This is a genomic window from Terrabacter sp. Soil811 (genome assembly GCF_001429655.1).
Lineage (GTDB): Bacteria > Actinomycetota > Actinomycetes > Actinomycetales > Dermatophilaceae > Terrabacter.
Genome location: NZ_LMSX01000002.1, coordinates 107,537 through 128,844, shown reverse-complemented (window position 1 = coordinate 128,844; position 21,308 = coordinate 107,537). Strand labels below are relative to the sequence as shown.

Sequence of the window (21,308 nt, the reverse complement as noted above, 5' to 3'; positions counted from 1 at the left end):
CGCCTGGTCCGACTCCGTGTCCCAGACCCCGGCGCCGGCCGGCGGCGACGACGGCAACTGGGACTCGACACCCTTCCCAGCATCAGAACCCAAGACCCGGCAGACTAGAAACACACGACCCGGTGGCCTCGTTTTCGACCGTCGGATCGGCCTCAGTTTCGAGCGTTGCCGATAAAGCCCATAGGATCGCGCTTGAACGTGCTGATGCGACAGCACAGGCTGGGCTCACGTCCCCTACGACTGCTTCGACGGGGCCAGCCCGGCCGCACCTGCATCGAGAGGACGCCATGGTCGGGGGCTTCGGCAGGACAACGGTGCCTCGCCCCCTCCCCCGCCCGTCGATGCCAGCAAGGCAGCTCGTCTCCGCGATGTGGGTACTGGTCTCTCTCGTCACCATCTCGCTCTCCGTCGTTCGCTTCCGCGCCGTGGACCTCACCGTCGTCGGGACGGATCTGGGCTCTTTCTTGACGCGGCACGGGACTCCGTGTCTGGGGGCAGCGTCTATGAAGGCCCCTTCTACGTCTACTCGCCTCTCGTCGCGTGGTTCCTCCGCCCTCTCGCATGGTCTCCGGACGCCTTCGCCTGGTGGACTGTCCTGGGCATCGCCGCCTGTCTCGTCGCCGTGGCAGCGACCGTCTGGGCGCTGGCTCCGACCCTGTCGCCGTGGGAGCGTCCGCTGGTGGCGCTGGTCGGCGTCCTGACTGCCCTCGGGGACTCGGGCCTCGGGGTCGAGCTCGCTCTCGGTCAGACGGACACGATTGTCCTCGCCGTGACGGCTGTCGCATTGCTCCTCTACCGACGCGGACGACCGGGACTGTCCGGAGCCGTGTTGGCGTTGGCGGCGCTCGTCAAGACCTGGCCCGTGGTCTTCGTGATGTGGCTCCTGCGTGCCGGTGCCAGATCCCGAGCCAGATCGCTGCTTGGCTACCTCGGGCTGCTCACCGGTTGTGCCCTGCTGGTGGCGCTCGTCACCGGCCCCGGTGAGGTCGTGCGGTGGATCGAGTGCACCCACGCCATGAGCGACCAGAAGTTCATCGTCTGGTCCGCGTGGGGCGTAGGGACTGAACTGTTCACCGACCGGGGCAACTTCATCCCGATCGTCGTGTCGACAGACCTCGCGCGAGCGACCGACGTCGCGCTCGCCGCGCTCGTGATTGCTGCCCTCGTGCTCGTCCTCCGCAGACCTGCTGAGTCCGCGCTCTCCCTCTGGCACATCGTGATGGGTGCGGTGCTCCTGCTCCCGGTTTCGCACGACCAGTACCGAGTCCTCTTCCTGCCGTTGATCTGGGTGTGGTTCGCGTCCGCCTTGCGGACCAGGGGAAACGTTCCAGCAGTCGCAGCGTTCTTGGTGATGATGCTGCGCTGGGCGATGCCGTGGCTGCTCGCCCCGCTCGGTGTCGACGACCGTTGGAGGTTCCTCGCGATCATGCTGACCGACATCACCGCTCTGTGCGTATCGGTCGTGGTCGCAGCCTGGTTCATGCATCGCGGCGGTCCTGCTGCGCAGGTGGCAAAACACGCGAAGAACGAACGCCCGGCCGCCTGACGGCGAGGGCGACGTCTTCACGAGGACCTCATCGAGGCTTGGGTCGAGCACAAGCGCAAGAACGAGGTGGACCCGATGCGCTTCCGCCCGCACGAGCTCGAGATGTACGTCGACATCTGAGTCTTCACGGCAGCACGGCCGATCCCCCTGGGAGAGCCACCCTCGGAACGCGGGTCCCTACGGGGACCCGCGTTTCGCGTATCCGGTGCTCAGGTCGCCCGCCTCACCGGCGGTCGATGCTCCCCGGCTCGTGACCCAGGGCGCACAGGGACAGCAGGGTGACGTCGAGGTCGCCCAGTCGGGCCAGGACGGCGTGCAGCCGGGAGTGGTCGACGACAGGACCGCAGAGGGTCGTCGTACCGTCGTCGTGGCGGGTGATCGTCAGGCCGCCGAGCCACGCCGACCAATGGCCGTCGAGGTGCCCCTCGACCCGGATCTCGTAGACGACGGTCCGGTCGGTCACGACGACAGACCCGTGGCCGCGACGGACGGGCGTCGGCCCCGCCGGGCGGTCGGGGCGGGCGCCGAGCGGCGGATGACCCACTCGGCCACGGCGAGGTTGATGACCCATCCGGCGGCCTTGGCGAGGTCGCCCTTCACCCCACCGGTGCCGAACAGGGCGCCGCCGATGCCCTCGGTGAACATCTGCGTCCCGGCGGCGAGCGCGATGGCGTATGCGCGGATCATCCAAGCCCGGTGATGCGGCACGTCGCCGCGGCGGATGGCCGTGATCCCGAGGACCAGGCACGCGACCATGGCCGACCCGAAGGCCAGCCTGAGGACGTACAGCAGGGCGCCCGTGCCCGGCTTCGCGGCATACAGCAGGGTCATCCACAACGCCGACCCGGCCACGAGCACGCCCACGCCGGTGACGACGCGACCGGCGCGGCGGTGCCAGGCGGGGTGCCGGCGCCGGGGGCCGGGCACGAGCTGGAGGGCCCCGACGACGGCGTAGACGGCGGCCCCCACGATGTGCAGGACGAGCGGGGCCGGCGCGTCGGCGAAGCGGCGGTCCGCCGGCACGACCTGGGTGACGCCGCCGAGCTGGGCCAGCCGCAGGGCGCCGGCCGCGAGCGGGACGGCCGACAGGGCGATCATCGCCACCGGACCGCCCCAGCCGGCGGACCTCGCCCGCCGGCCGGGCCGGCGCCGGGCGATCCGGCGCCGGCCCACCACGTCGTCGGTCATCGGACGGCGCTGGCAACGGCGGGCACGGCCGCGTCGGACGAGCTCGCGTCGGCAGACGTGGTGGCAGTGGATGTCTGGGTCGCGTTGCGCCACAAGGAGACTCCGAGGCCGATGAGGGCGACCCCGGTCGGGACGGCCATCGGCCGCTCGAACGAGTGGGGCAGGACGGACAGCAGCACGGTGGCGCCGCAGCCGACGGCGAGCAGGGCGGCCGCCCAGCGAGCCAGGACCCGTGCCCGGAACAGGGCGACGCCGAGGGTGACCCCTCCGCCGACGTACGCGACGGCCGAGACGAGGAACACGCCCTGCATGAGCCCGATGTCGCCGACGGGGTGCCCTCCGCTCGCGGCGACGAGCACATCGTCGACGTAGCGGGGCGCCGTGTCCGCCAGGGTCGGCAGGACGTATGCCGCCACGAACGCGACGCTGCCCATGACGAGGAAGCCGACCGCTGAGAGGACCCAGCCGACGAGGCCGAGCCAGCCCGTCTGCCGCACCTGGCGCAGGTACATCCCGGTGACGCCGCCGAGCGCGAGGGCGCTGAGGACCACCTTTGCGGTGTTGCGCAGGACCCACTCGGTGCTCCCGACGGAGGACACGTCCATGGCTGGGTGGTTGACCTGGACCCCGATGAAGAGGAGTCCGGCGACCGCGGCGGCACCGCCGGCGGCACGGGTGAGGCTGGTGGTCGTGATGGTCATGTCGGGCTCCCGGTGACTGGGGCTGGACGGCGTGTCCGGCGATGTCCACGACGCTAGGGACGCCGAGGGTGAGCCCACATCACCTGATCGGGTGACCGAGGTGGTGACCTAGAGCAGGCCGGACGCGTGCGCCCGGGAGACCGCCGCTCGGCGCGTGGAGACGTCGAGCTTGGTGAAGATGTGCTTGGTGTGCGTGCGCAGCGTGTTGACCGAGACGAACAGTCGCGCCGCGATCTCGGGGCCGCTGAGATCGGTGGCGAGCAGGCGCAGCACCTCGAGCTCGCGGCTGCTGAGGCCCGAGTGGAGGCCCGGATGGAGGCCCGGATGGAGGCCCGGTCGGAGGCCGGAGTCCTGCTCCGCGGGAGCATTCGTGTCACCGTCGGCCGCCGACGCGGCCGGGTGGACCAGGTCGAGCAGCGCGGGCGACGCATCGACCCCAGCAGCCTGGGTGGACCGGAGCAGCTCCTTCAGCGCCGAGCCTTCGTCGAGGAAGAGCCGGACGTAGCCGGCAGGGACACCACGACTCACGGCGCGGTCGAGGTCCCTCACGGCGCGGTCGAGGTCACCGGACACGTGGTGGGCGAGCGCACGGACGAGCAGCGCCTCGACGACCGTGCCGTCGCGTCGTGCCAGCTCGCCCGCGGCGAGCACGCGCGTCGCCACATCGACAGCACTCCCGCCCGCACCCCGCCTCGGGTCGGGTTCGCCGGCCGAGCCCGGGCTCGGCTGGGCGGCGCGGGCCTGAGCGACGAGCAGTCGGGCGAGCGTGAGCTGGTCGAACTCCGCGAGGTAGGAGGGCTCGTCCATGCAGGTGACGCCGCAGGCACGGACCCAGCTCTCGGCCTCCGGCAGTCGGCCCTGGGCGACCCGGAGCCGCGCGATCTCGGCGGCGATGGGACGCACGTCGGGGAAGAAGCCGGCCACGTAGAGCGGTTCGGCCTGCTGCAGCATCGCCACCGCGCCGTCGAGGTCCCCGCGCGCCCGGAGCAGACCGGCCATCGTCGTGAACCAGCGGTGCCGGTTCTCGGGCAGGGATGCCCTCTCGCCGAGGTCACGCGCGACCTCGAGGTGGTGCTGTGCCGCGTCGAGCTCACCGTGCTCGCGAAGCACCTCGGCCAGGCCCACGTGCACGTCACCCACCGTCGCCGGCAGCCGACCGAGGTGTCGCGCCGCGGTCTCGAGCGCGTCCTCGTAGAGCCGACGCGCCTCGTCAGGACGACCTCTCGCCACCCACATGGCGCCGAGCACGACGACGGCGCCGAGCTCGTCGGCCAGCGCTCCAGCCGCAGCGAGGCTGCGCCGCGCCTCGCTGAAGGTGTCGACGGCGGTGACGACGTCGCCGGCCGCCCACGCCGCAAGGCCGAGGAAGCCGAAGGCTCCGGCTCGGGCGAGGTGGTCGCGATCGCCCGCCAGCTCGAGCGCCCGCCGCGCGTGCGCGACCGTGCCCGCGACGTCGCCGCGGGCCTGGGCGACCGAGGCCCGGTAGATCTCGATCGTCGCCGGTACGCTCCTGCGCTCCTCGTCGCGGGCCCGCTCGGCCTCGGCGAGGGCTGAGGCCGGGATCGGTTCCCGCCCGTGGCCACCGGTCTGGCCGGCTTGGCCGGCCTCGGCAGCATCGAGCCAGGCCTCGACGCCGTCGAGGTCACCGACGGACAGCCGCGACCACGCCCGTGCGGTCGCGAGCAGGGGTCGACGACCGACGACGTCGTCGGGCAGCGCCGTGAGCCATTGCAGCAGGGTCCGGTCCTGGCGACGCCGGCGCAGGTCCGGCAGCGCCAGCTCCAGCAGCTCCGCGGCCTGCTCGGCGTCGCCGCCTGCGATCGCGTGCCGGATGGCGTCGGCCACGAGCCCCTGGCCGGCGTACCACCTGCTGGCCGTCCGGTGCTGCCCTGCGGTCTCGCCGGGTCGCTCGGTGACGAGGCCAGCACGCAGGGTGTCGGCGAAAAGGTGGTGGTAGCGGTACCACTGCCGGTGGTCGTCGAGCGGCACGACGAAGACGTTCCCGCGTTCGAGCAGCTCGAGCGAGCGCTGGCCGTCCTCACGCCCCGTCAGCGCATCACACAACGGCGCGGTGAGGGCGTCGAGGACTGCCGTGTCGAGCAGGAAGGAACGCAGGTCGTCGGGCAGGCCGGCCAGCACCTCCTCGACGAGGTAGTCGAGGACCAGCCGGTGGCTGCCGCTGAAGGCGTCGACGAAGGCGTCGATGTCGTCGGGGTCGGTGCGTCCCCGGGCCGAGAGGGCCGCGAGCTGCAGGCCGGCCGCCCATCCCTCGGTCCGCGCCTCGAGCAGGGTGACGTGCCGTCGCTCGAGGTCGAGCCCCATGACGTCATGGAAGAAGTCCTGCGCCTCGTCGGGCGTGAAGCGGAGGTCAGCCGCACGCAGCTCGAGGACTTCGCCGCGGGCGCGCAGCCGCGACAGCCGCAGTGGAGGGTCGGCGCGCGTGGTGATAGCCAGGGTGGCCCGGTGCGGCAGCCGGTCGACGAGCGACGTCACCAGAGCGTGCACGTCCGGGTCGGTGATGACGTGGTAGTCGTCGAGCACGATCACGGTCCGGGCGGTGTCGGACAGGGCGGCGACGATCTCGAGCAGCGGCTCGTCGTCCGTCCCGACAGGGCCCGGATCCTCCGGCGCCGACGGTGTGGAGGTCACGTCGCCGGACGACGCGGCATCGAGAGCCGCGCCGAGGTGGGCCAGGAACCGGAACGGGTCGTCGTCGCCGCCGTCGAGGGAGAGCCAGGCGACCCTCCCGGCGAAGCCACCCCCAGACCCGTCCGGACCATCGGCGTCCTGCTGGGCGAGCCACTGGGCCATGAGGGTGGTCTTGCCGAATCCGGCTGGGGCACATACGAGCACGAGCCTGGGGAGTGATGCCCCGGGCATGTCGAGCTGGTCGGTCAGGCGTCGGCGCAGAACGAGGGGCCGACGGGCCCTCGGGACGTGCAGCTTCGTGCCCAGCACCGGCATGTCACCACCCTAGGCGCGCGGGCCGGGCGACACGGAGCCCGCGCCGGGCGTACGCGTCGCGGTCAGACCCTGGACAGGGTGTCGTCTCGGGTGGGCCTCACGGGTACGACCCAGTACATGACCGACGACTCTCCCGACCTCGAGCGCTTCGTCCGCGCCCAGGATGCGGGCGGCACCTACGCCAGCGCCCTGACCGAGCTGCGGGCCGGCACCAAACGCGGTCACTGGATGTGGTTCGTCCTTCCCCAGGTCAGCGGGCTCGGCAGGAGCGAGACCGCCCGGACGTATGCCGTGTCGGGTCTTCGCGAGGCGCGCGCCTACCTGCGCCACCCGATCCTCGGACCTCGGCTGCGCGAGTGCGCGGACGCGCTCGATGCCCTCGACACCGACGACCCCGTGCGCGTCCTGGGTCCTGTCGACGCGACGAAGCTGCGCTCGTCGATGACCCTCTTCGAGCTGGCGGCCCGCGACCCGGAGGACGCCGCGCCCTTCGCTCGCGTGCTCGATCACTTCTTCGAAGGCCGCCGCGACGACGCGACGACGGGGATCCTCGGCTCGTGAACGACGACCACGTCGAGGCCCGCGTCGCCACGCACGAGACCGGCCGTGAGCCGGTACCCGGGGCCAGTGGGCGCGCACCCGCCACCGAGCCCGACCCGCGGCGCTGGAAGTCCCTGTGGGTGTGCCTCGTGGCCGGCTTCATGACCCTCCTCGACGTCAGCATCGTCAACGTCGCCCTCCCCTCGATCCAGACCGGGGTGCACGCCACGCCCAGCGACCTGCAGTGGGTCGTCTCGGGCTACGCCCTCGCGTTCGGCCTGACGCTCGTCCCCGCAGGACGCCTCGGTGACGTCCTCGGCCGGCGCACCGTGTTCGTCGTCGGCGTCGTCCTCTTCGGGCTCGCGAGCCTCGCCTGCGGGATCGCCCCGAACAGCACCCTGCTCATCGTCGCCAGGCTGGTCCAGGGTGCGGCCGGCGGCATCCTCAACCCGCAGGTCTCGGGCCTGATCCAGCAGCTGTTCCGGGGCGACGAGCGTGGCCGGGCGTTCGGCCTGCTCGGCGCGACCATCGGCATCTCGACGGCCGTGGGTCCCGTCGTCGGCGGGGTCATCCTCGACGGTCTGGGCGAGCAGAGCGGCTGGCGGTGGATCTTCTTCGTCAACCTGCCGATCGCCGTGGCAGCGGTGGTGCTCGCCATGCGCTGGCTGCCCGATCCCCCGCCTCGCGATCCTCAGCGGCATGTCGACGCCGACCCGGTCGGCGTCGTGCTGCTCGGCGCCGGCGTGCTCGGCGTCCTGCTGCCCGTCGTCGAGACGGGGCGTGGCGGCGCGGGCGTCCCGTGGTGGGTGGCCCTCGTCGGCGCGGCCCTCCTCGTCGCCTTCCTCTGGTGGGAGCGCACGTACACCCGGCGCGGCCGGAGCCCTCTCGTCGACCTGGCCCTCTTCCACGTGCCCGGCTACGCCTCTGGTGCAGCGGTCGGCACCATCTACTTCGGTGGCTTCACCGGCATCTTCTTCGTGCTGACGATCTTCTTCCAGCAGCAGCTGGGTTACTCGCCCCTGCTCGCGGGGCTGGCCGTCACCCCCTTCGCCGCCGGGTCGGCCGTGACGTCCGCGATCGGCGGGCGCCTCGTCAGCCGCTTCGGGCGCTCGCTCGTGACCGTTGGGCTCACCGTGGTGCTCGTGGGTCTCGTCGCGGTGGACGTCGTCACCAGCGCAGTCCACGACACCTCGCTCGGCTGGTGGCTCGCCGGCCCCCTGCTCGTCGCGGGCCTCGGCAGCGGTCTGGTCATCTCCCCCAACATCACGCTCACGGTCGCCCGGGTCCCAATCGAGCGAGCCGGCACCGCAGGAGGGCTCCTCCAGACCGGCCAGCGCATCGGCACCGCAGCCGGGATCGCCCTCATCGGGGCCGTCTTCTACGCGGACGCCGCTGCCGGCGGCGCGCTCGACGCGTCGACCGCCCTGCGCGTCGCCGCCGCTCTCGTCGCGGTCGCGCTGCTCGCCAGCGCCCTCGACCTGCGTGGGCGCCGGCTACGCGCACGCACGGAGACCCACACCGGACGATAGAACCCGCCCTCGGTCTCCGGCCCCGTCCGACCCGCGCCGGCGACCTCGACCGGCGTTCTCTATCGCAAGACGGGCGTACGTCTCGTGACCGGCGCGGCGTGTCGCGTCAGCGACTTTTCGCGTTGACTCGGTAGTAATGGGACAAATGGGTTAAATTGTCACACCCGCGTTCGCAGGTTCCCTGACGGCCTCTCTCCACGCGCACGGGATCACAACCCCACACCCCTCGCGCCCTGCCACCCTGCCTCGGCCCGGGTGGATCCCACCGATCCCCGTCTCGGAGACCCACCATGAAACACCCTGTCCTTCCTCGACGCCTGCGAGCGCTCGGTCTGCTCATGGCAGCCGTCGCGTCGCTCGCCATCGTGTCCACCGTGGCCCCGTCGGCCAAGGCCGGCGGCGGCGCCGTCGCGGTGCCCCCGACCCCGACCGGCCTCCCGGTCGCGATCGAGGGCCTGTCGCCCTATGTCCCCCCGACCGGCTGCGACCTGCGCACCCGGACCGGCTCCGCGAAGCTCGCCAAGCTGATCCAGGCGACCTACGGCAACACGTACGGCCTCTCGCGCACCTGCACGTCGGCGACGACGCCCTCCTCGGAACACTTCGACGGACGCGCCATCGACACCTTCTTCAACGTGCGCAACGCCACCGAGCGCGCCGAGGCCAGTGCCGTGCTGACGTGGCTGCTCGCCTACGACAAGTCCGGCAACCGCTACGCCAACGCGCGACGCCTGGGCGTCATGTACATCATCTGGAACGACAAGATGTGGAGCTCGTACCGCCCGGCGGAGGGATGGCGCCCGTACAGCACCTGCGCCGACACGCCCTCCTCGGCGTACGACACCGCCTGTCACCGCAACCACATCCACCTCAGCCTCTCGTGGGAGGGCGCGAACGGTCGGACCTCCTTCTGGACCAAGACGGTCGCCCCGGTCGACTGGGGCCCCTGCCGCCCTGCCGACCTCAACTGGTCCGAGGGTCAGGCGGCCCCCAACCCGAAGCGCTGCACCCGCTACCCCGTCGTCAAGGCTCCGGTCGGAGCGAGCACCCTGCTCAGACAGCTCGTCCCGCGCTCGGGCATGGTCCTGCGTCCCGGCATGTCGGGACCTGCCGTGACCACGCTGCAGAACGCCATCGGCGTGTCACCGGCGACCGGCACCTTCGCCTCCGTGACGACGAGCCGCCTCAAGACGTGGCAGACCACGCACGGACTCGGGGCCACGGGCATCGCCTACCCGTCGACGTGGCGGGCCCTGCTCGCCGCCAACGGCATGCGCTGACGCGATGGCCCGCGTTTGCGGGCAGCTCGCCGGACCCGCTCCGGTGCCGACGTCCTCCCGCGTCGCTCAGGCGGCGCGGGAGGACGTCGTCGCGTAGGCGGAGTCGACGGCCGAGCGGACCCGGCTGCGGGGCCACGTCGCGGCGATGAGGGAGACGAGGGCCAGACACACGCCGGCACAGATGGTGACGGCGAGGTAGGCGCTCGAGTGCTGGCCGACCCAGCCGGCCGCGAGGTAGGACAGGCCAGCGGCCGCGATCGAGACCGACCCGGCCAGGCTGAAGATGCGACCCCGCAGGGCCGGCTCGGTCACGAGGGCGAACGTCGCCTGCAGGGGCACCATGAAGGCCTGCATCATCCCGGACACGAAGAACAGTGCCGCGACGAGCCAGATCGGTGGCTCGACGGCGATCAGCAGGAGCGGGATCGGCATCGCGAGGGCCAGCGGCACGATGGACCGGTTCTGCTGGTGCACGTCGCGCCGCCCGATGAGGATGATGCCGACGACGGCCCCCACGATCGGGGAGGCCATCAGCACACCGCCCCAGCCGTTCTGGCCGGCGATCGGCAGGGCCAACGCCTCGGGCGCGACGATGCCGAGGCACGCGACGGCGCTCAGCGTCACGAGTCGTGCGAGGACCGGGTGCCTGGCCAGGTCGCCCGCGGCGGTCGTCAGGTCGCGCGTGAAGCCACGCAGACCACGGCCCCGCTCGCCCGACACGGGCCGCAGCTCGACGACGAAGAGGGTCACCAGTGCCGCGACGACGAACGTCAGCAGGTCGAAGAGCAGCCCTGTCTCGGGACCGACGAGCACGATGAGCCCGCCGCCGACGGCCAGGCCGATCGCCTGGTTGAACTGCTCGGACATCGCCCCCAACCCCACGGCCCGCGCGTAGAGATGGCGGTCGTCGAAGAGGTCGGTCACGAGCACCATGTACGAGGCGGTCGACGCCCCGCCGATGAGCTCGAGCCCGAACAGCACGAGGAACATGAGCCAGAGGCTCGACCCCTGGAGGACGAGCCACATGAGGCCCAGCACGCAGGCGGCCCGCAGCAGGTGCGACCAGATGAGGACCCACTTGTAGGGGAACCGGTCGACGACCGGTCCGATGAGGCTGCGCCCGAAGAAGGTGGGCACGAGGCTGACCGCGAGCGTCGTGGCGGTCGCGAGCGGTGACCGGGTGCGCTCGTAGACGACGGCAGCGATGGTGACGCGCGCGATGTAGTCGCCCCACATCGACAGGGCGTTGGCCAGGAACACCGGCAGGTACCGCGGAACGCGGAGGACGGCGGCGTACGTCGGCGCGCTCTCGCCCTGCCCCTGGCTCGGATTCACGTGACGACGCTACCCCGAGGTGGGGTGTCGTAAAAGTTGAAATCAGTGGCGTGCCTGGAGCGTCGCGCGACGCGGCGCCACAGCTCGGCCAGCGCCGCTCCCTCGCCCGCGGACCGACCCATGATCCGGCCGATCCCGTCGAGGTCACGCAGGTCCGACGGGACGCTGTCGATGGGTCTCCCCCGCCACAGGACGCCCGCGTTGCGCATCAGCGCACCGAGACGCCAGGCCTCGCGCAGCGCCTTGACGTCGTCGGTCGCGACGAGCCCATCGGACTCGAGCGCCGCCAGCCCCGCCATGGTGCCGGTGACCCGCAGCGCCGGGTGCGCGTGGGCGTGTTCGAGCTGGTGCAGCTGGACGACCCACTCGACGTCGGTGAGTCCACCACGGCCCAGCTTGATGTGGGTGCGCGGGTCGGCTCCGCGCGGGAGGCGTTCGCTCTCGACCCTCGCCTTGAGGGTCCGGATGTCACGCACCTGGCTGTCGCTGATGCCGCCCTCGGGCCAGCGCAGCGGGTCGATGAGCTCGAGGAAGGCGTCGGCGAGGGCCGACGGGCCGGCGATCGGGGTGGCCCGCAGCAGCGCCTGGAACTCCCACGTGAGCGCCCAGCGCTCGTAGTACGTGCCGAACGAGTCGACGCTGCGCACGAGCGGTCCGCCCTTGCCCTCGGGGCGCAGGTCGGCGTCGAGCCCGAGGCCCGGGTCGGGACCCGAGCCGGAGAGGAGCTTGCGCAGCTCCTGCACGACCATCGTCGCGCGAGCCTGGACGTCCTTCTCCGACGACCCAGGGTGCGGCTGGTGCACGAACATGACGTCGGCGTCGCTGGCGTAGCCGAGCTCCCGCCCACCGAGACTGCCCATCGCCACGACGAGGATGTCGCCGCCGACGGGCTCACCCTCGCGCCGCTCGACCTCACGGATGGCCGCCTCGAGGGCGACCTGGATCGTCGAACCGCTGAGGTCGGTCAGGGCCGCCCCGACCCCGGGAAGGTCGATGACGCCGACGAGGTCACCCATGACGATGCGGAGCAGCTCGTGGCGGCGGATGGCGCGCACCGCGGCCACCGCGTCGGCGGCCGAGTCGCGCCGTCCGGCCGCGGACTGCATCGTCGCCGTGATCGCCTCACGCGTGCGCGGCGTCAGGCCGTTGTCGTCCCCGAGGATCGAGACGCTCTCGGGCGAGCGGACGAGCAGGTCCGCGGCATACCGGCTGCGCGCCAGGCAGTGGGCGAGGCGGTCGGCGGCGCGGCCCTCGTCGCGGAGCATCTTGAGGTACCAGTGGGTCGAGCCGAGCTCGTCGGAGACCCGGCGGAAGGACAGGAGCCCGGCGTCGGGGTCGGCCTCGTCGGCGAACCAGCCGAGCATGACCGGGAGCAGGGTGCGCTGGATCGCCGCGCGACGGCTGACGCCCGTCGTCAGCGCCTCGATGTGGCGCAGGGCGCCTGCCGGGTCGCGGAAGCCGAGGGCGAGGAGGCGTTGACGGGCCGCCTCGGGGCTGAGACGTGCCTCGGTCGGGCTGAGCTTCGCGGCGGCCGCGAGCAGCGGCCGGTAGAAGAGGCGCTCGTGGAGCCGACGCACCTCGCGGGCCGAGGACTGACGGTCGGCCACGACGGCCCGCTCCGGGTGCGTCCGGTGTCCCATCGCACGACCCAGCCGGCGCAGGTCGGGCTCAGTCACCGGCATGAGGTGCGTGCGCCGGAGGCGGTGCAGCTGGATGCGGTGCTCGAGGCAGCGCAGGTGACGGTAGGCCCGGTCGAGGATGGCGGCGTCGTCGCGGCCGACGTAGCCGCCGCGGGCCAGCGCCGCCAGCGCCTCGAGCGTCGTCGCGGACCGCAGGCTCGGGTCGGTGCGGCCGTGCACGAGCTGGAGCAGCTGGACGCTGAACTCGACGTCGCGCAGGCCCCCCGGCCCGAGCTTGAGCTGGCGCGCCGCCTCGTTGGCGGGCACGTGCTGCTCGACCCGGCGGCGCATCGCCTGGACGTCCTCGACGAACTTGTCCCGCCCGGCCGCCTCCCAGACCATCGGTGAGATCTCCGCCTTGTAGCGCAGCCCGATCTCCTTGTCCCCCGCCGAGACCCAGGCCTTGAGCAGCGCCTGGAACTCCCACGTCTTGGCCCAGCGCTCGTAGTACGCCTTGTGGCTGCTGATGGTCCGCACGAGCGGCCCCTGCTTGCCCTCGGGGCGCAACGCAGCGTCGACGGGCCACAGGCTGCCCTCGGGTGTGGGGGTCGAGCACGCGCGCATGACGGCCGTCGCCAGCGCCGTGCCGACTCGCAGCGCGAGGTCCTCGTCGGCGCCCTCGGCCGGCTCGGCGACGAAGATGACGTCGACGTCGCTGACGTAGTTGAGCTCGCCGCCGCCCGTCTTGCCCATCCCGATGACAGCGAGACGGCATACCTCATGGCCCTCGCCGTACTCCTCCCGCGCGATGACGAGGGCGGCCTCGAGGGCCGCCTCGGCCAGCTCCGCGAGGGCCTCGCCGACGGCGGGCATCTCGGCGAGCGGGTCGGCGGACGTGACGTCGAGGGCGGCGATCCGCAACAGCCCCCGGCGGTACGCGATGCGCAGGGCGTCGAGCGGCGTGTGCTCCCCCCGCTCGTCGGTCACCGCGCGCACGAGGTCGCTGCGCACCTGCTCACCCGGGCGTCGCTCGGCACGCGCGGCGTCGACCCAGTGCTCGGGGTGCCGGACCAGCTCGTCGACGAGCGCCGTCGAGGCACCGAGCACCCCGAGGACGCGCTCGCGCCCGACGCCCGGGGCCGCGAGCTCGGCCGCTAGAGCGGAGATGCCCCAGTCGGGCGGGTCCCCGAGACGGGCGAGGGACTCCGCGACCCGCACCAGCCCGAGCAGGCACTGGTCGGGGTCGGCGGTGTCGCCCATGACGGCGGCCAGGGGGTCGAGCTGGCCGTCCTCGACAGCCGCGCGGATCGGCAGCAGCGCGCGGTCGTCGATGAGCCCGACCGCGCGGTCGGGGTCGGCGAACCCGAGCCGGGCCAGGGCCCCCTCGGTCGTGCTGGTGCGTGATGACATCGGTGTCGAATCGCTCGGTGGTCGTCGGCCCCGGGAGGGTCGGGTCCGGGAGGGTCGGGTCCGGTCAGAGCCGCGGCAGGTAGCGGTCGAGCTCGAAGCGGCTGACCTCGTGACGGTAGTCGAGCCACTCCTGGCGCTTGTTGCGCAGGAAGAAGTCGAAGACGTGCTCGCCGAGGACGTCGGCGACGAGCTCGCTCTCCTCCATGACCTCGAGCGCGCGGCCGAGCGAGGACGGGAGCGGCTTGATGCCCATGGCCCGGCGCTCGGAGTCCGTGAGGCTCCAGACGTCGTCCTCGGTCTCGGGCGGCAGCTCGTAGCCCTCCTCGATGCCCTTGAGGCCGGCGCCGAGCAGGACGGCGAAGGCGAGGTAGGGGTTGCAGGCGGCGTCGAGCGAGCGGACCTCGACGCGGGTCGACTGTCCCTTGTTCGGCTTGTGCATCGGCACGCGGACAAGTGCCGAGCGGTTGTTGTGGCCCCACGTGAGGTGGGCCGGTGCCTCTCCCCCGCCCCAGAGACGCTTGTAGGAGTTGACCCACTGGTTCGTCACGGCGGCGATCTCGGCGCCGTGGCGCAGCAGGCCCGCGATGAACTGCCGACCGACCTTGCTCAGCTGGTAGGGCGCGCCGGCTTCGAAGAAGGCGTTGGAGTCGCCCTCGAAGAGCGAGAGGTGCGTGTGCATCCCGGACCCGGGGTGCTCGGAGAACGGCTTGGGCATGAAGGTCGCGTAGATCCCCTGCGTCAGGGCGACCTCCTTGACGACCGTCCGGAAGGTCTGGATGTTGTCGGCGGTGCTCAGGGCGTCGGCGTAGCGCAGGTCGATCTCGTTCTGACCGGGGGCACCCTCGTGGTGGCTGAACTCGACCGAGATGCCCATGTTCTCGAGCATCGTGATGGCGGCGCGGCGGAAGTCGTGGCCGGTGCCGTGGGGCACGTGGTCGAAGTAGCCGGCATCGTCGACGGGGACGGGCCGTCCGTCGGGGCCACGTCCCTGCTCGAGGAGGAAGAACTCGATCTCGGGGTGGGTGTAGAAGGTGAAGCCGAGGTCCGCGGCCTTGCCGAGGGCCCGCTGGAGCACGTGCCGCGGGTCGGCGAAGCTCGGCGTGCCGTCGGGCAGCTGGAGGTCGCAGAACATGCGTGCCGTGCCGGGCGGGTCACCGCGCCAGGGCAGGATCTGGAAGGTCGAGGGGTCGGGCTTGGCCAGCATGTCGGCCTCGTAGACGCGAGCGAATCCCTCGATCGCCGAACCGTCGAAGCCGATGCCCTCCGCGAAGGCCCCCTCGAGCTCGGCCGGCGCGACCGCCACCGACTTCAGGGTGCCGAGGACGTCCGTGAACCACAGACGGACGAACCGGATGTCTCGCTCTTCGATCGTGCGCAGCACGAACTCTTCCTGACGGTTCATGTGTCGATCCTGCCGCATGGCTGTTTCACGGATGTTGCGACACACGATCTTTGGGACGAGAGCCCTGTCGTATGCCGCCGGGCGGGCACGCGAAGGGCCCCCGGGACGTGTCCCGGGGGCCCTTCGGACTCATGACCTCGCGGTCATCGGAGGAGTCACTTGAAGGCGACCTTGACCTGCAGCTCGTTGCCGCCGTCACGCGTCTTCGTCACGGTCATCGTCGTGCCCGAGCCGGCCACCTTGGTGGAGCCGAGCGGGTTCGCCGAGGACCAGTAGCGGTTGACGTCCGAGTCGTCGAACGTCGGCATCGCCGGCGACGACGGGACCGTCGTCGCGACACCGTTGCGGTGGAAGGTCACCGCGTCGGTGGCCTCCTGCCCGAAGGTGGCGTCGAACGGCTGGCGACGGTTGCCCATCATCGTCGTGGTGCCGTTGGCGTTGTTGAGCATGACCGGCGCCGGACGGGCGTCGACCGGCAGCACCTCACCGCCACCGGGGTGGTCGATCGTGTTGTTGTCGCCGTACTCACCGTTGGCGAACCAGACGAGCATGCCGTTCTGGTACGGGAAGCGCTCGACCCAGTCGGGCTTGCTGTTGCCCCAGCCGAAGTTGTACGGGCCGGTCTTCAGCGTCGCGTCGTAGCCGCTGTAGACGCGGTTCTCGGCGAGGTAGAAGTCCTGGACCTGCTTCGAGGTGGTGCCGTCGATGATGGAGAACCCACCCTTGGCGACCCAGGCACCGGCGCCCGACTCGACGTCGTCGACCGTGCCGGCGACACCGTCGGTCGTGACGGCGACGTCGTCGACGAAGGCCTCGCTCGAGACACCACCGTCGGTGGCGACGCGGAAGCGGAACTGGACGCTCTGGCCCTTGTAGGCCGAGAGGTCGAACGACTTCTGCGCCCAGCCGAAGACGCCGTTGACGGGCGTGCCGACCTGCGTCCAGGTGGCGCCGTTGTCGGTCGAGACCTCGCCGTAGAGGTAGTCGTAGTCCTTCTCGAGGTTGCCCTGGACCCAGGCGCTGATCGAGGCCGAGGTCTTGGCACCGGTCAGGTCGACCGTGCGAGTGAGGGTCGAGTTGAGGTTGTCACCGAAGCCGCTCCACCACTCCGCCTTGCCGGAGTGCGGCGTGTTGCGGTCGGAGGTCACCGTGCGCTCGGGGAGCGGGACCACGAGGGCCTGGACCGAACCACTCTTCGTGGCGAGGTCGGCCTGGCTCAGCTTGACCGAGGTGTCCTCACCGAAGGGGACGGTGGTGTAGTCGAGCCAGCCGAGCTGGAGCTTCTCCCACGGACCCATGTAGCCGGGCGTCGTGCCGATCGAGTCGCCGCCGCGGTTGAGCCACGAGCCACCGCTCATGAGCGTCCAGAAGGCGGTGCTGTTGTCGCCGCCGTTGGTGTCGTAGAGGTCGGGCAGACCGAGGTCGTGGCCGAACTCGTGCGAGAACACGCCGAGGCCGCCGTTCTCGGGCTCGGTCGTGTAGTCGCCGATCCACATGCCGGAGGTGCCGAGCGGCACGCCGCCGAGCTTGTTGAACGACGGGCCCGTGACGCCAGCCTGGTTGGAGAACGCGTACCAGCGGTGCGACCAGATGGCGTTGGTGCCCTGGGCACCGCCGCCGGCCTCCTCGCCCTCGCCGGCGTGGATCGCCTGGAAGTGGTCGATGTAGCCGTCGGGCTCGTTGAAGTTGCCGTCGCCGTCGTAGTCGTAGCGGTCGACCTTGTCGAACTGCGCGAGGTACGTCTTGATGTCGGCGTCGCTCTTGCCGGCCGCCTTCTGGGCGTTGTACCAGGCCGTCGCGGTGTCCCTGACGTAGTTCCAGTAGCCGTCGGCGTCGTTCTTGGCGCCGTAGCGGGCCTCGTTGTAGGGGACGGTCACCCAGTCGGAGACGTCACCCTTGGCCAGGAAGCGGCCGTTGGACTGCTTGAGGTAGAAGTCCTTGAACGACTCACCCGTGCCGAACATCATCTCGAGGTAGTGGTCGCGGTTGAAGTCCTTGACCCAGTACGTCGAGTTGTCGTCGGTCGCGTTGCCGTCCCACGTGCGGTCGGGCGCGGCGATCTGGTTGTGCACCGGTCCGAGGGTCGTGTTGAACGGCGACTTCGTCTGCGTGCCGAAGTCCGTGAGGATCGTGAAGATGTCCTCCTCACGGTTCACGGGGTAGTTGACGTACTTGGACTTGGCCGGCTTGCCGTCCTTGCCCTTGCCCTTGCTCTTGACCTCGATGACACGGTTGCCGTTGATGGTCTTGGTCGTGGCCTCGCCCTTGAGGAGCTTGGCGACGGCGTCCTTGCGCTCGGCCGCCTGGGCGTCGGCAAGGGGGTTGGGCAGGTTGTCGGGCTGCGACGCCTGGGCGGCTGCGGGGTCTCCGCTCACCGGGGCCTTGGCGACGGGTGTGGCCTGAGCCTGCATCGGGGCGAGCCCGGTGACGACGAGCGCCCCCACGGCCAATCCCGAGACAGCACTCCAATGGCGCTTGTTCACGATCTGTCCTCCTGGTCACAAGGCACCGCAAATCCGGCACCTCGCGTATAAGAACACAGAACACAGACAATGTGGCGCTCTGTGCCAGAGGAATCGAAAAAACTTGTGCTGCAAGGCAGTTCATCGCAAAGAACGTAAAATCTTCGTAAAGAGACGGGCGTCCACCCTTCCCAGACCACCCCGGTCTCGGATAGAGAAGCCCATCTGTCACAGAGGCATCCGCGAAGCCCGCCATCGACCACCGGGGCGATCCCTCGAGGCGCCGATATGCTCCGGCCATGAGCACTGACGCCCCCGAGGAGCAGAGTCCCTACGGATCCGGGAGCCGGGCCCAGGACGCCCCCGCGGCCGCGAGCACCGCGCCGTCCCCACGGAAGGTGCGCATCCCCCACCTGCACGCCCTCAAGGCGGAGGGACGCCGCTGGGCGATGCTCACGGCATACGACATGTATGCCGCCCAGATCTTCGACGAGGCAGGGATCCCCGTGCTGCTCGTCGGCGACTCGGCGGGCAACAACGTCTACGGCTACGAGACGACCGTGCCCGTGACGCTCGACGAGATGATCCCGCTCGTCCGCGCCGTGTCGACGGCCGCCCGCCGCGCGCTCGTCGTCGCCGACCTGCCGTTCGGCTCCTACGGCGGGTCGGTCGAGCAGGGCTTCGCGAGTGCCGTGCGGCTCATGAAGGAAGGGCTCGCCCACGCCGTCAAGCTCGAGGGCGGCACGGCCATGGTCCCGCTCGTCAAGACCCTCACCGACGCCGGCATCCCCGTCATGGCGCACGTCGGCTTCACGCCGCAGAGCGAGCACCAGCTCGGCGGCTACCGCGTGCAGGGTCGCGGCGACGCCGCCGACGCGCTCGTCGACGAGGCCCGAGCGCTGCAGGCCGCCGGCGCCTTCGCCGTCGTCCTCGAGATGGTCCCGGCGCCCGTCGCGGCGCGGGTCACCGAGGTCCTGAACATCCCGACCATCGGCATCGGCGCCGGCAGCGGCACCGACGCCCAGGTGCTCGTGTGGAGCGACTTCGCGGGCCTGCGCAGTGGCAAGGCCCCGCGCTTCGTCAAGAAGTACGCCGACCTGCGCGGCACGCTGCTCGACGCCGCCCGGGCGTATGCCGCCGACGTCGAGTCGGGTGCCTTCCCCGACGCCGAGCACTCCTTCGAGTCCTGAGACGCCGCCGCCCGACCGGTCGGACCGGTCGGGCGGGGCACTGCTTGGGGGTTGCCAGAGGTCAGGCGTCGCTGTCGCCGGCCGCGGACGAGCCGCCGCGCTGGTTCCAGTCGCGGTCCTCGGAGTCCCACTGCTCGGTCTTCTTGTGGGCGGTGTCGAGGGCCGCCTGGGCCTCCGCCTCGGTGGCGTACGGGCCGAGCACCTGCTCACCCCGGCTGCGGTTCTCGTCGGTCTCGACCCGACCCGTGTCGACGTTGTACCAGAAGCTCACGTGCGCACTCCTTCTCTCTTCGGACTCTTCCGACTTGTCATCCGGCTCGAGCGGGTCCGCCTCGTGAACGCCCCTCGTGGACGGCACCCGCTGACGACCTAGACTCCACCGTATGCCGTTGCTCCAGCCGCGGGTGTCAGCACACCCCCTCAGTCCGCGACGACCGGTGCCCGCCTCGATCGAGCGGCCGCACTACGTCGACGTGCCCAACCCGCGCGAGGACGGCGACCTGCGCATCAAGGACGCCGAGACCGTGGAGAAGATGCGCATCGCGTCGCGGATCGCGGCCACGGCCATGGTCCAGGCCTCGAAGGCCATCGCGCCCGGTGTCACGACCGACGAGCTCGATGCGGTCGCCCACGAGTACATGCTCGACCACGGCGCCTACCCCTCGCCCCTCGGCTACAAGGGCTTCCCGAAGTCCGTGTGCACGAGCGTCAACGAGGTCATCTGCCACGGCATCCCCGACGCGCGCCCGCTCGAGGACGGCGACATCGTCAACATCGACGTCACGGCCTACATCCACGGCGTCCACGGCGACACCGACGCGACGTACCTCGTCGGCGACGTCGACGAGGAGTCCCGCCTGCTCGTCGAGCGCACGCACGAGGCGATGATGCGCGGCATCCGGGCCGCCCGGCCGGGCCGCGAGATCAACGTCATCGGCCGCGTCATCGAGAGCTACGCGAAGCGGTTCGGCTACGGCGTCGTGCGCGACTTCACCGGCCACGGCATCGGGCTCGAGTTCCACTCCGGGCTCATCGTGCCGCACTACGACGCCGCTCCCCACTACGAGACCGTCATCGAGCCCGGCATGACCTTCACCATCGAGCCGATGCTCAACCTCGGGACCCCCGAGTGGGACATGTGGGACGACCGGTGGACCGTCGTCACCCGTGACCGCAGGCGCTCGGCCCAGTTCGAGCACACGATCCTCATCACCGACGACGGACACGAGATCCTCACCCTCCCCGCGGACGCCCCCTGAGCGGGGGCGGCCACCCACGTCGTCCTTTTCGCCGCAGCGGCACCACCGCGTCACCCCGCACCACCAGCTGACACCCCACGACCACGTCCTCGACAAGGAAGTACGGACCATGGCCAAGCACGGCAAGCCCCTCGGCATCGACATCGGCGGCAGCGGCATCAAGGGCGCCCCCGTCGACCTGAAGGCCGGCGATCTGGCCGGCAAGCGGCTGAAGATCCTGACGCCCAAGCCGGCCACGCCCGACGCCGTGGCCGAGGTCGTCGACCAGATCGTCGACCACTTCGCCGACGTGACGGGCGACTCCCCCATCGGCGTGACCGTTCCGGCGGTCGTCATCCGCGGCACCGTGCTCTCGGCGGCCAACATCGACCCCTCGTGGATCAACACCGACGCCGAGGCTCTCATCAAGGAGCACACGGGTCGCGCCGTCACCGTCCTCAACGACGCCGACGCCGCCGGTCTCGCCGAGATGTACTACGGCGCCGCCAAGGGCGTGCAGGGCCTCGTCATCCTCACGACACTCGGCACCGGCATCGGCACCGCGCTGATCCACGACGGGCGGCTCGTGCCGAACTCCGAGCTGGGCCATCTCGAGATCGACGGCTACGACGCCGAGGACCGGGCCGCGTCATCCGTCAAGGACGCCGAGGGCCTGTCCTGGGACGAGTACTCCGAACGCCTCCAGACCTACTACGACACCATCGAGAAGCTCTTCTCCCCCGACCTCATCATCGTCGGTGGCGGCATCTCCAAGGACAGCGACGACTTCCTGCCCGCGCTCAAGCTGCGCTGCCCGATCGTCCCGGCCCAGCTGCGCAACCAGGCCGGCATCATCGGCGCCGCGCACCTCGCCGCCGACCTCGCCTGACCACCTGTCCGAGCG

16 protein-coding genes are annotated in these 21,308 nt (G+C 71.1%); 7 read left to right on the top strand and 9 right to left on the bottom strand.

The window, feature by feature from the left end; translation table 11 throughout:
• The first annotated feature begins 370 nt into the window (after window positions 1–370).
• Window positions 371–1,546: a glycosyltransferase family 87 protein gene (locus tag ASH01_RS06270; protein WP_082619451.1), complete on the top strand. Its 1,176-nt coding sequence runs from the start codon at window positions 371–373 to the stop codon at window positions 1,544–1,546.
• Window positions 1,547–1,769: 223 nt separating this feature from the next.
• Here the strand turns inward: ASH01_RS06270 and ASH01_RS06265 are convergent, their stop codons facing one another.
• From ASH01_RS06265 to ASH01_RS06250, 4 genes are all read right to left on the bottom strand, one after another.
• Window positions 1,770–2,009: a hypothetical protein gene (locus ASH01_RS06265; protein WP_056773021.1), complete on the bottom strand. Its 240-nt coding sequence runs from the start codon at window positions 2,007–2,009 to the stop codon at window positions 1,770–1,772.
• On the bottom strand, window positions 2,006–2,734 hold the full coding sequence (locus ASH01_RS06260) for a DUF2306 domain-containing protein (RefSeq protein WP_082619450.1): 729 nt from the start codon (window positions 2,732–2,734) through the stop codon (window positions 2,006–2,008). Before ASH01_RS06260 ends, ASH01_RS06265 begins: the two co-directional genes overlap by 4 nt.
• On the bottom strand, window positions 2,731–3,435 hold the full coding sequence (locus ASH01_RS06255; protein ID WP_056773020.1) for a hypothetical protein: 705 nt from the start codon (window positions 3,433–3,435) through the stop codon (window positions 2,731–2,733). The genes ASH01_RS06260 and ASH01_RS06255 overlap by 4 nt, the downstream gene beginning before the upstream one ends.
• A 108-nt stretch (window positions 3,436–3,543) precedes the next feature.
• A complete protein-coding gene (locus ASH01_RS06250) occupies window positions 3,544–6,399 on the bottom strand; it encodes a LuxR C-terminal-related transcriptional regulator (protein WP_056773018.1) in 2,856 nt (951 codons plus the stop codon).
• 117 nt (window positions 6,400–6,516) lie between these two features.
• Between ASH01_RS06250 and ASH01_RS06245 the strand changes: the two genes are divergently transcribed.
• The 3 genes from ASH01_RS06245 to ASH01_RS06235 all read left to right on the top strand — a co-directional run bounded on the left by ASH01_RS06245 (window position 6,517) and on the right by ASH01_RS06235 (window position 9,748).
• Window positions 6,517–6,960 carry a DUF1810 domain-containing protein gene (locus ASH01_RS06245; protein WP_056773065.1) on the top strand — a complete coding sequence of 148 codons (444 nt, stop codon included), beginning with the start codon at window positions 6,517–6,519 and terminating at the stop codon, window positions 6,958–6,960.
• Window positions 6,957–8,468 carry an MFS transporter gene (locus tag ASH01_RS06240; protein ID WP_082619449.1) on the top strand — a complete coding sequence of 504 codons (1,512 nt, stop codon included), beginning with the start codon at window positions 6,957–6,959 and terminating at the stop codon, window positions 8,466–8,468. Before ASH01_RS06245 ends, ASH01_RS06240 begins: the two co-directional genes overlap by 4 nt.
• A gap of 290 nt (window positions 8,469–8,758) precedes the next feature.
• A complete protein-coding gene (locus ASH01_RS06235) occupies window positions 8,759–9,748 on the top strand; it encodes a peptidoglycan-binding domain-containing protein (RefSeq protein ID WP_082619448.1) in 990 nt (329 codons plus the stop codon).
• A 66-nt stretch (window positions 9,749–9,814) separates the two neighbouring features.
• Here the strand turns inward: ASH01_RS06235 and ASH01_RS06230 are convergent, their stop codons facing one another.
• The 4 genes from ASH01_RS06230 to ASH01_RS06215 form a co-directional block, all read right to left on the bottom strand.
• On the bottom strand, window positions 9,815–11,083 hold the full coding sequence (locus ASH01_RS06230; RefSeq protein WP_056773015.1) for an MFS transporter: 1,269 nt from the start codon (window positions 11,081–11,083) through the stop codon (window positions 9,815–9,817).
• The gene (locus ASH01_RS06225) at window positions 11,080–14,112 is read right to left on the bottom strand and encodes a bifunctional [glutamine synthetase] adenylyltransferase/[glutamine synthetase]-adenylyl-L-tyrosine phosphorylase (RefSeq protein ID WP_056773009.1); all 3,033 of its coding nucleotides are present in this window, start codon (window positions 14,110–14,112) and stop codon (window positions 11,080–11,082) included. Before ASH01_RS06225 ends, ASH01_RS06230 begins: the two co-directional genes overlap by 4 nt.
• A 64-nt stretch (window positions 14,113–14,176) precedes the next feature.
• Window positions 14,177–15,514: a type I glutamate--ammonia ligase gene (glnA, locus tag ASH01_RS06220; RefSeq protein ID WP_056758289.1), complete on the bottom strand. Its 1,338-nt coding sequence runs from the start codon at window positions 15,512–15,514 to the stop codon at window positions 14,177–14,179.
• Window positions 15,515–15,669: 155 nt separating this feature from the next.
• On the bottom strand, window positions 15,670–17,997 hold the full coding sequence (locus ASH01_RS06215) for an immune inhibitor A domain-containing protein (RefSeq protein ID WP_235509544.1): 2,328 nt from the start codon (window positions 17,995–17,997) through the stop codon (window positions 15,670–15,672).
• A gap of 278 nt (window positions 17,998–18,275) precedes the next feature.
• Here ASH01_RS06215 and panB point away from each other — a divergent pair, with 278 nt between their 5' ends.
• A complete protein-coding gene (gene panB / locus ASH01_RS06210; protein ID WP_056773003.1) occupies window positions 18,276–19,166 on the top strand; it encodes a 3-methyl-2-oxobutanoate hydroxymethyltransferase in 891 nt (296 codons plus the stop codon).
• Window positions 19,167–19,227: 61 nt separating this feature from the next.
• On the opposite strand, the gene ASH01_RS06205 is transcribed toward panB, so the two are convergent.
• On the bottom strand, window positions 19,228–19,437 hold the full coding sequence (locus ASH01_RS06205) for a hypothetical protein (protein WP_056773001.1): 210 nt from the start codon (window positions 19,435–19,437) through the stop codon (window positions 19,228–19,230).
• Window positions 19,438–19,549: 112 nt separating this feature from the next.
• Between ASH01_RS06205 and map the strand changes: the two genes are divergently transcribed.
• Together map and ppgK are read left to right on the top strand one after the other, a co-directional pair.
• On the top strand, window positions 19,550–20,425 hold the full coding sequence (map, locus tag ASH01_RS06200) for a type I methionyl aminopeptidase (RefSeq protein ID WP_056773000.1): 876 nt from the start codon (window positions 19,550–19,552) through the stop codon (window positions 20,423–20,425).
• 109 nt (window positions 20,426–20,534) lie between these two features.
• Entirely contained in the window at window positions 20,535–21,293 is a 759-nt protein-coding gene (ppgK, locus tag ASH01_RS06195; RefSeq protein ID WP_056772997.1) for a polyphosphate--glucose phosphotransferase, read from the top strand.
• Window positions 21,294–21,308: the final 15 nt, after the last annotated feature.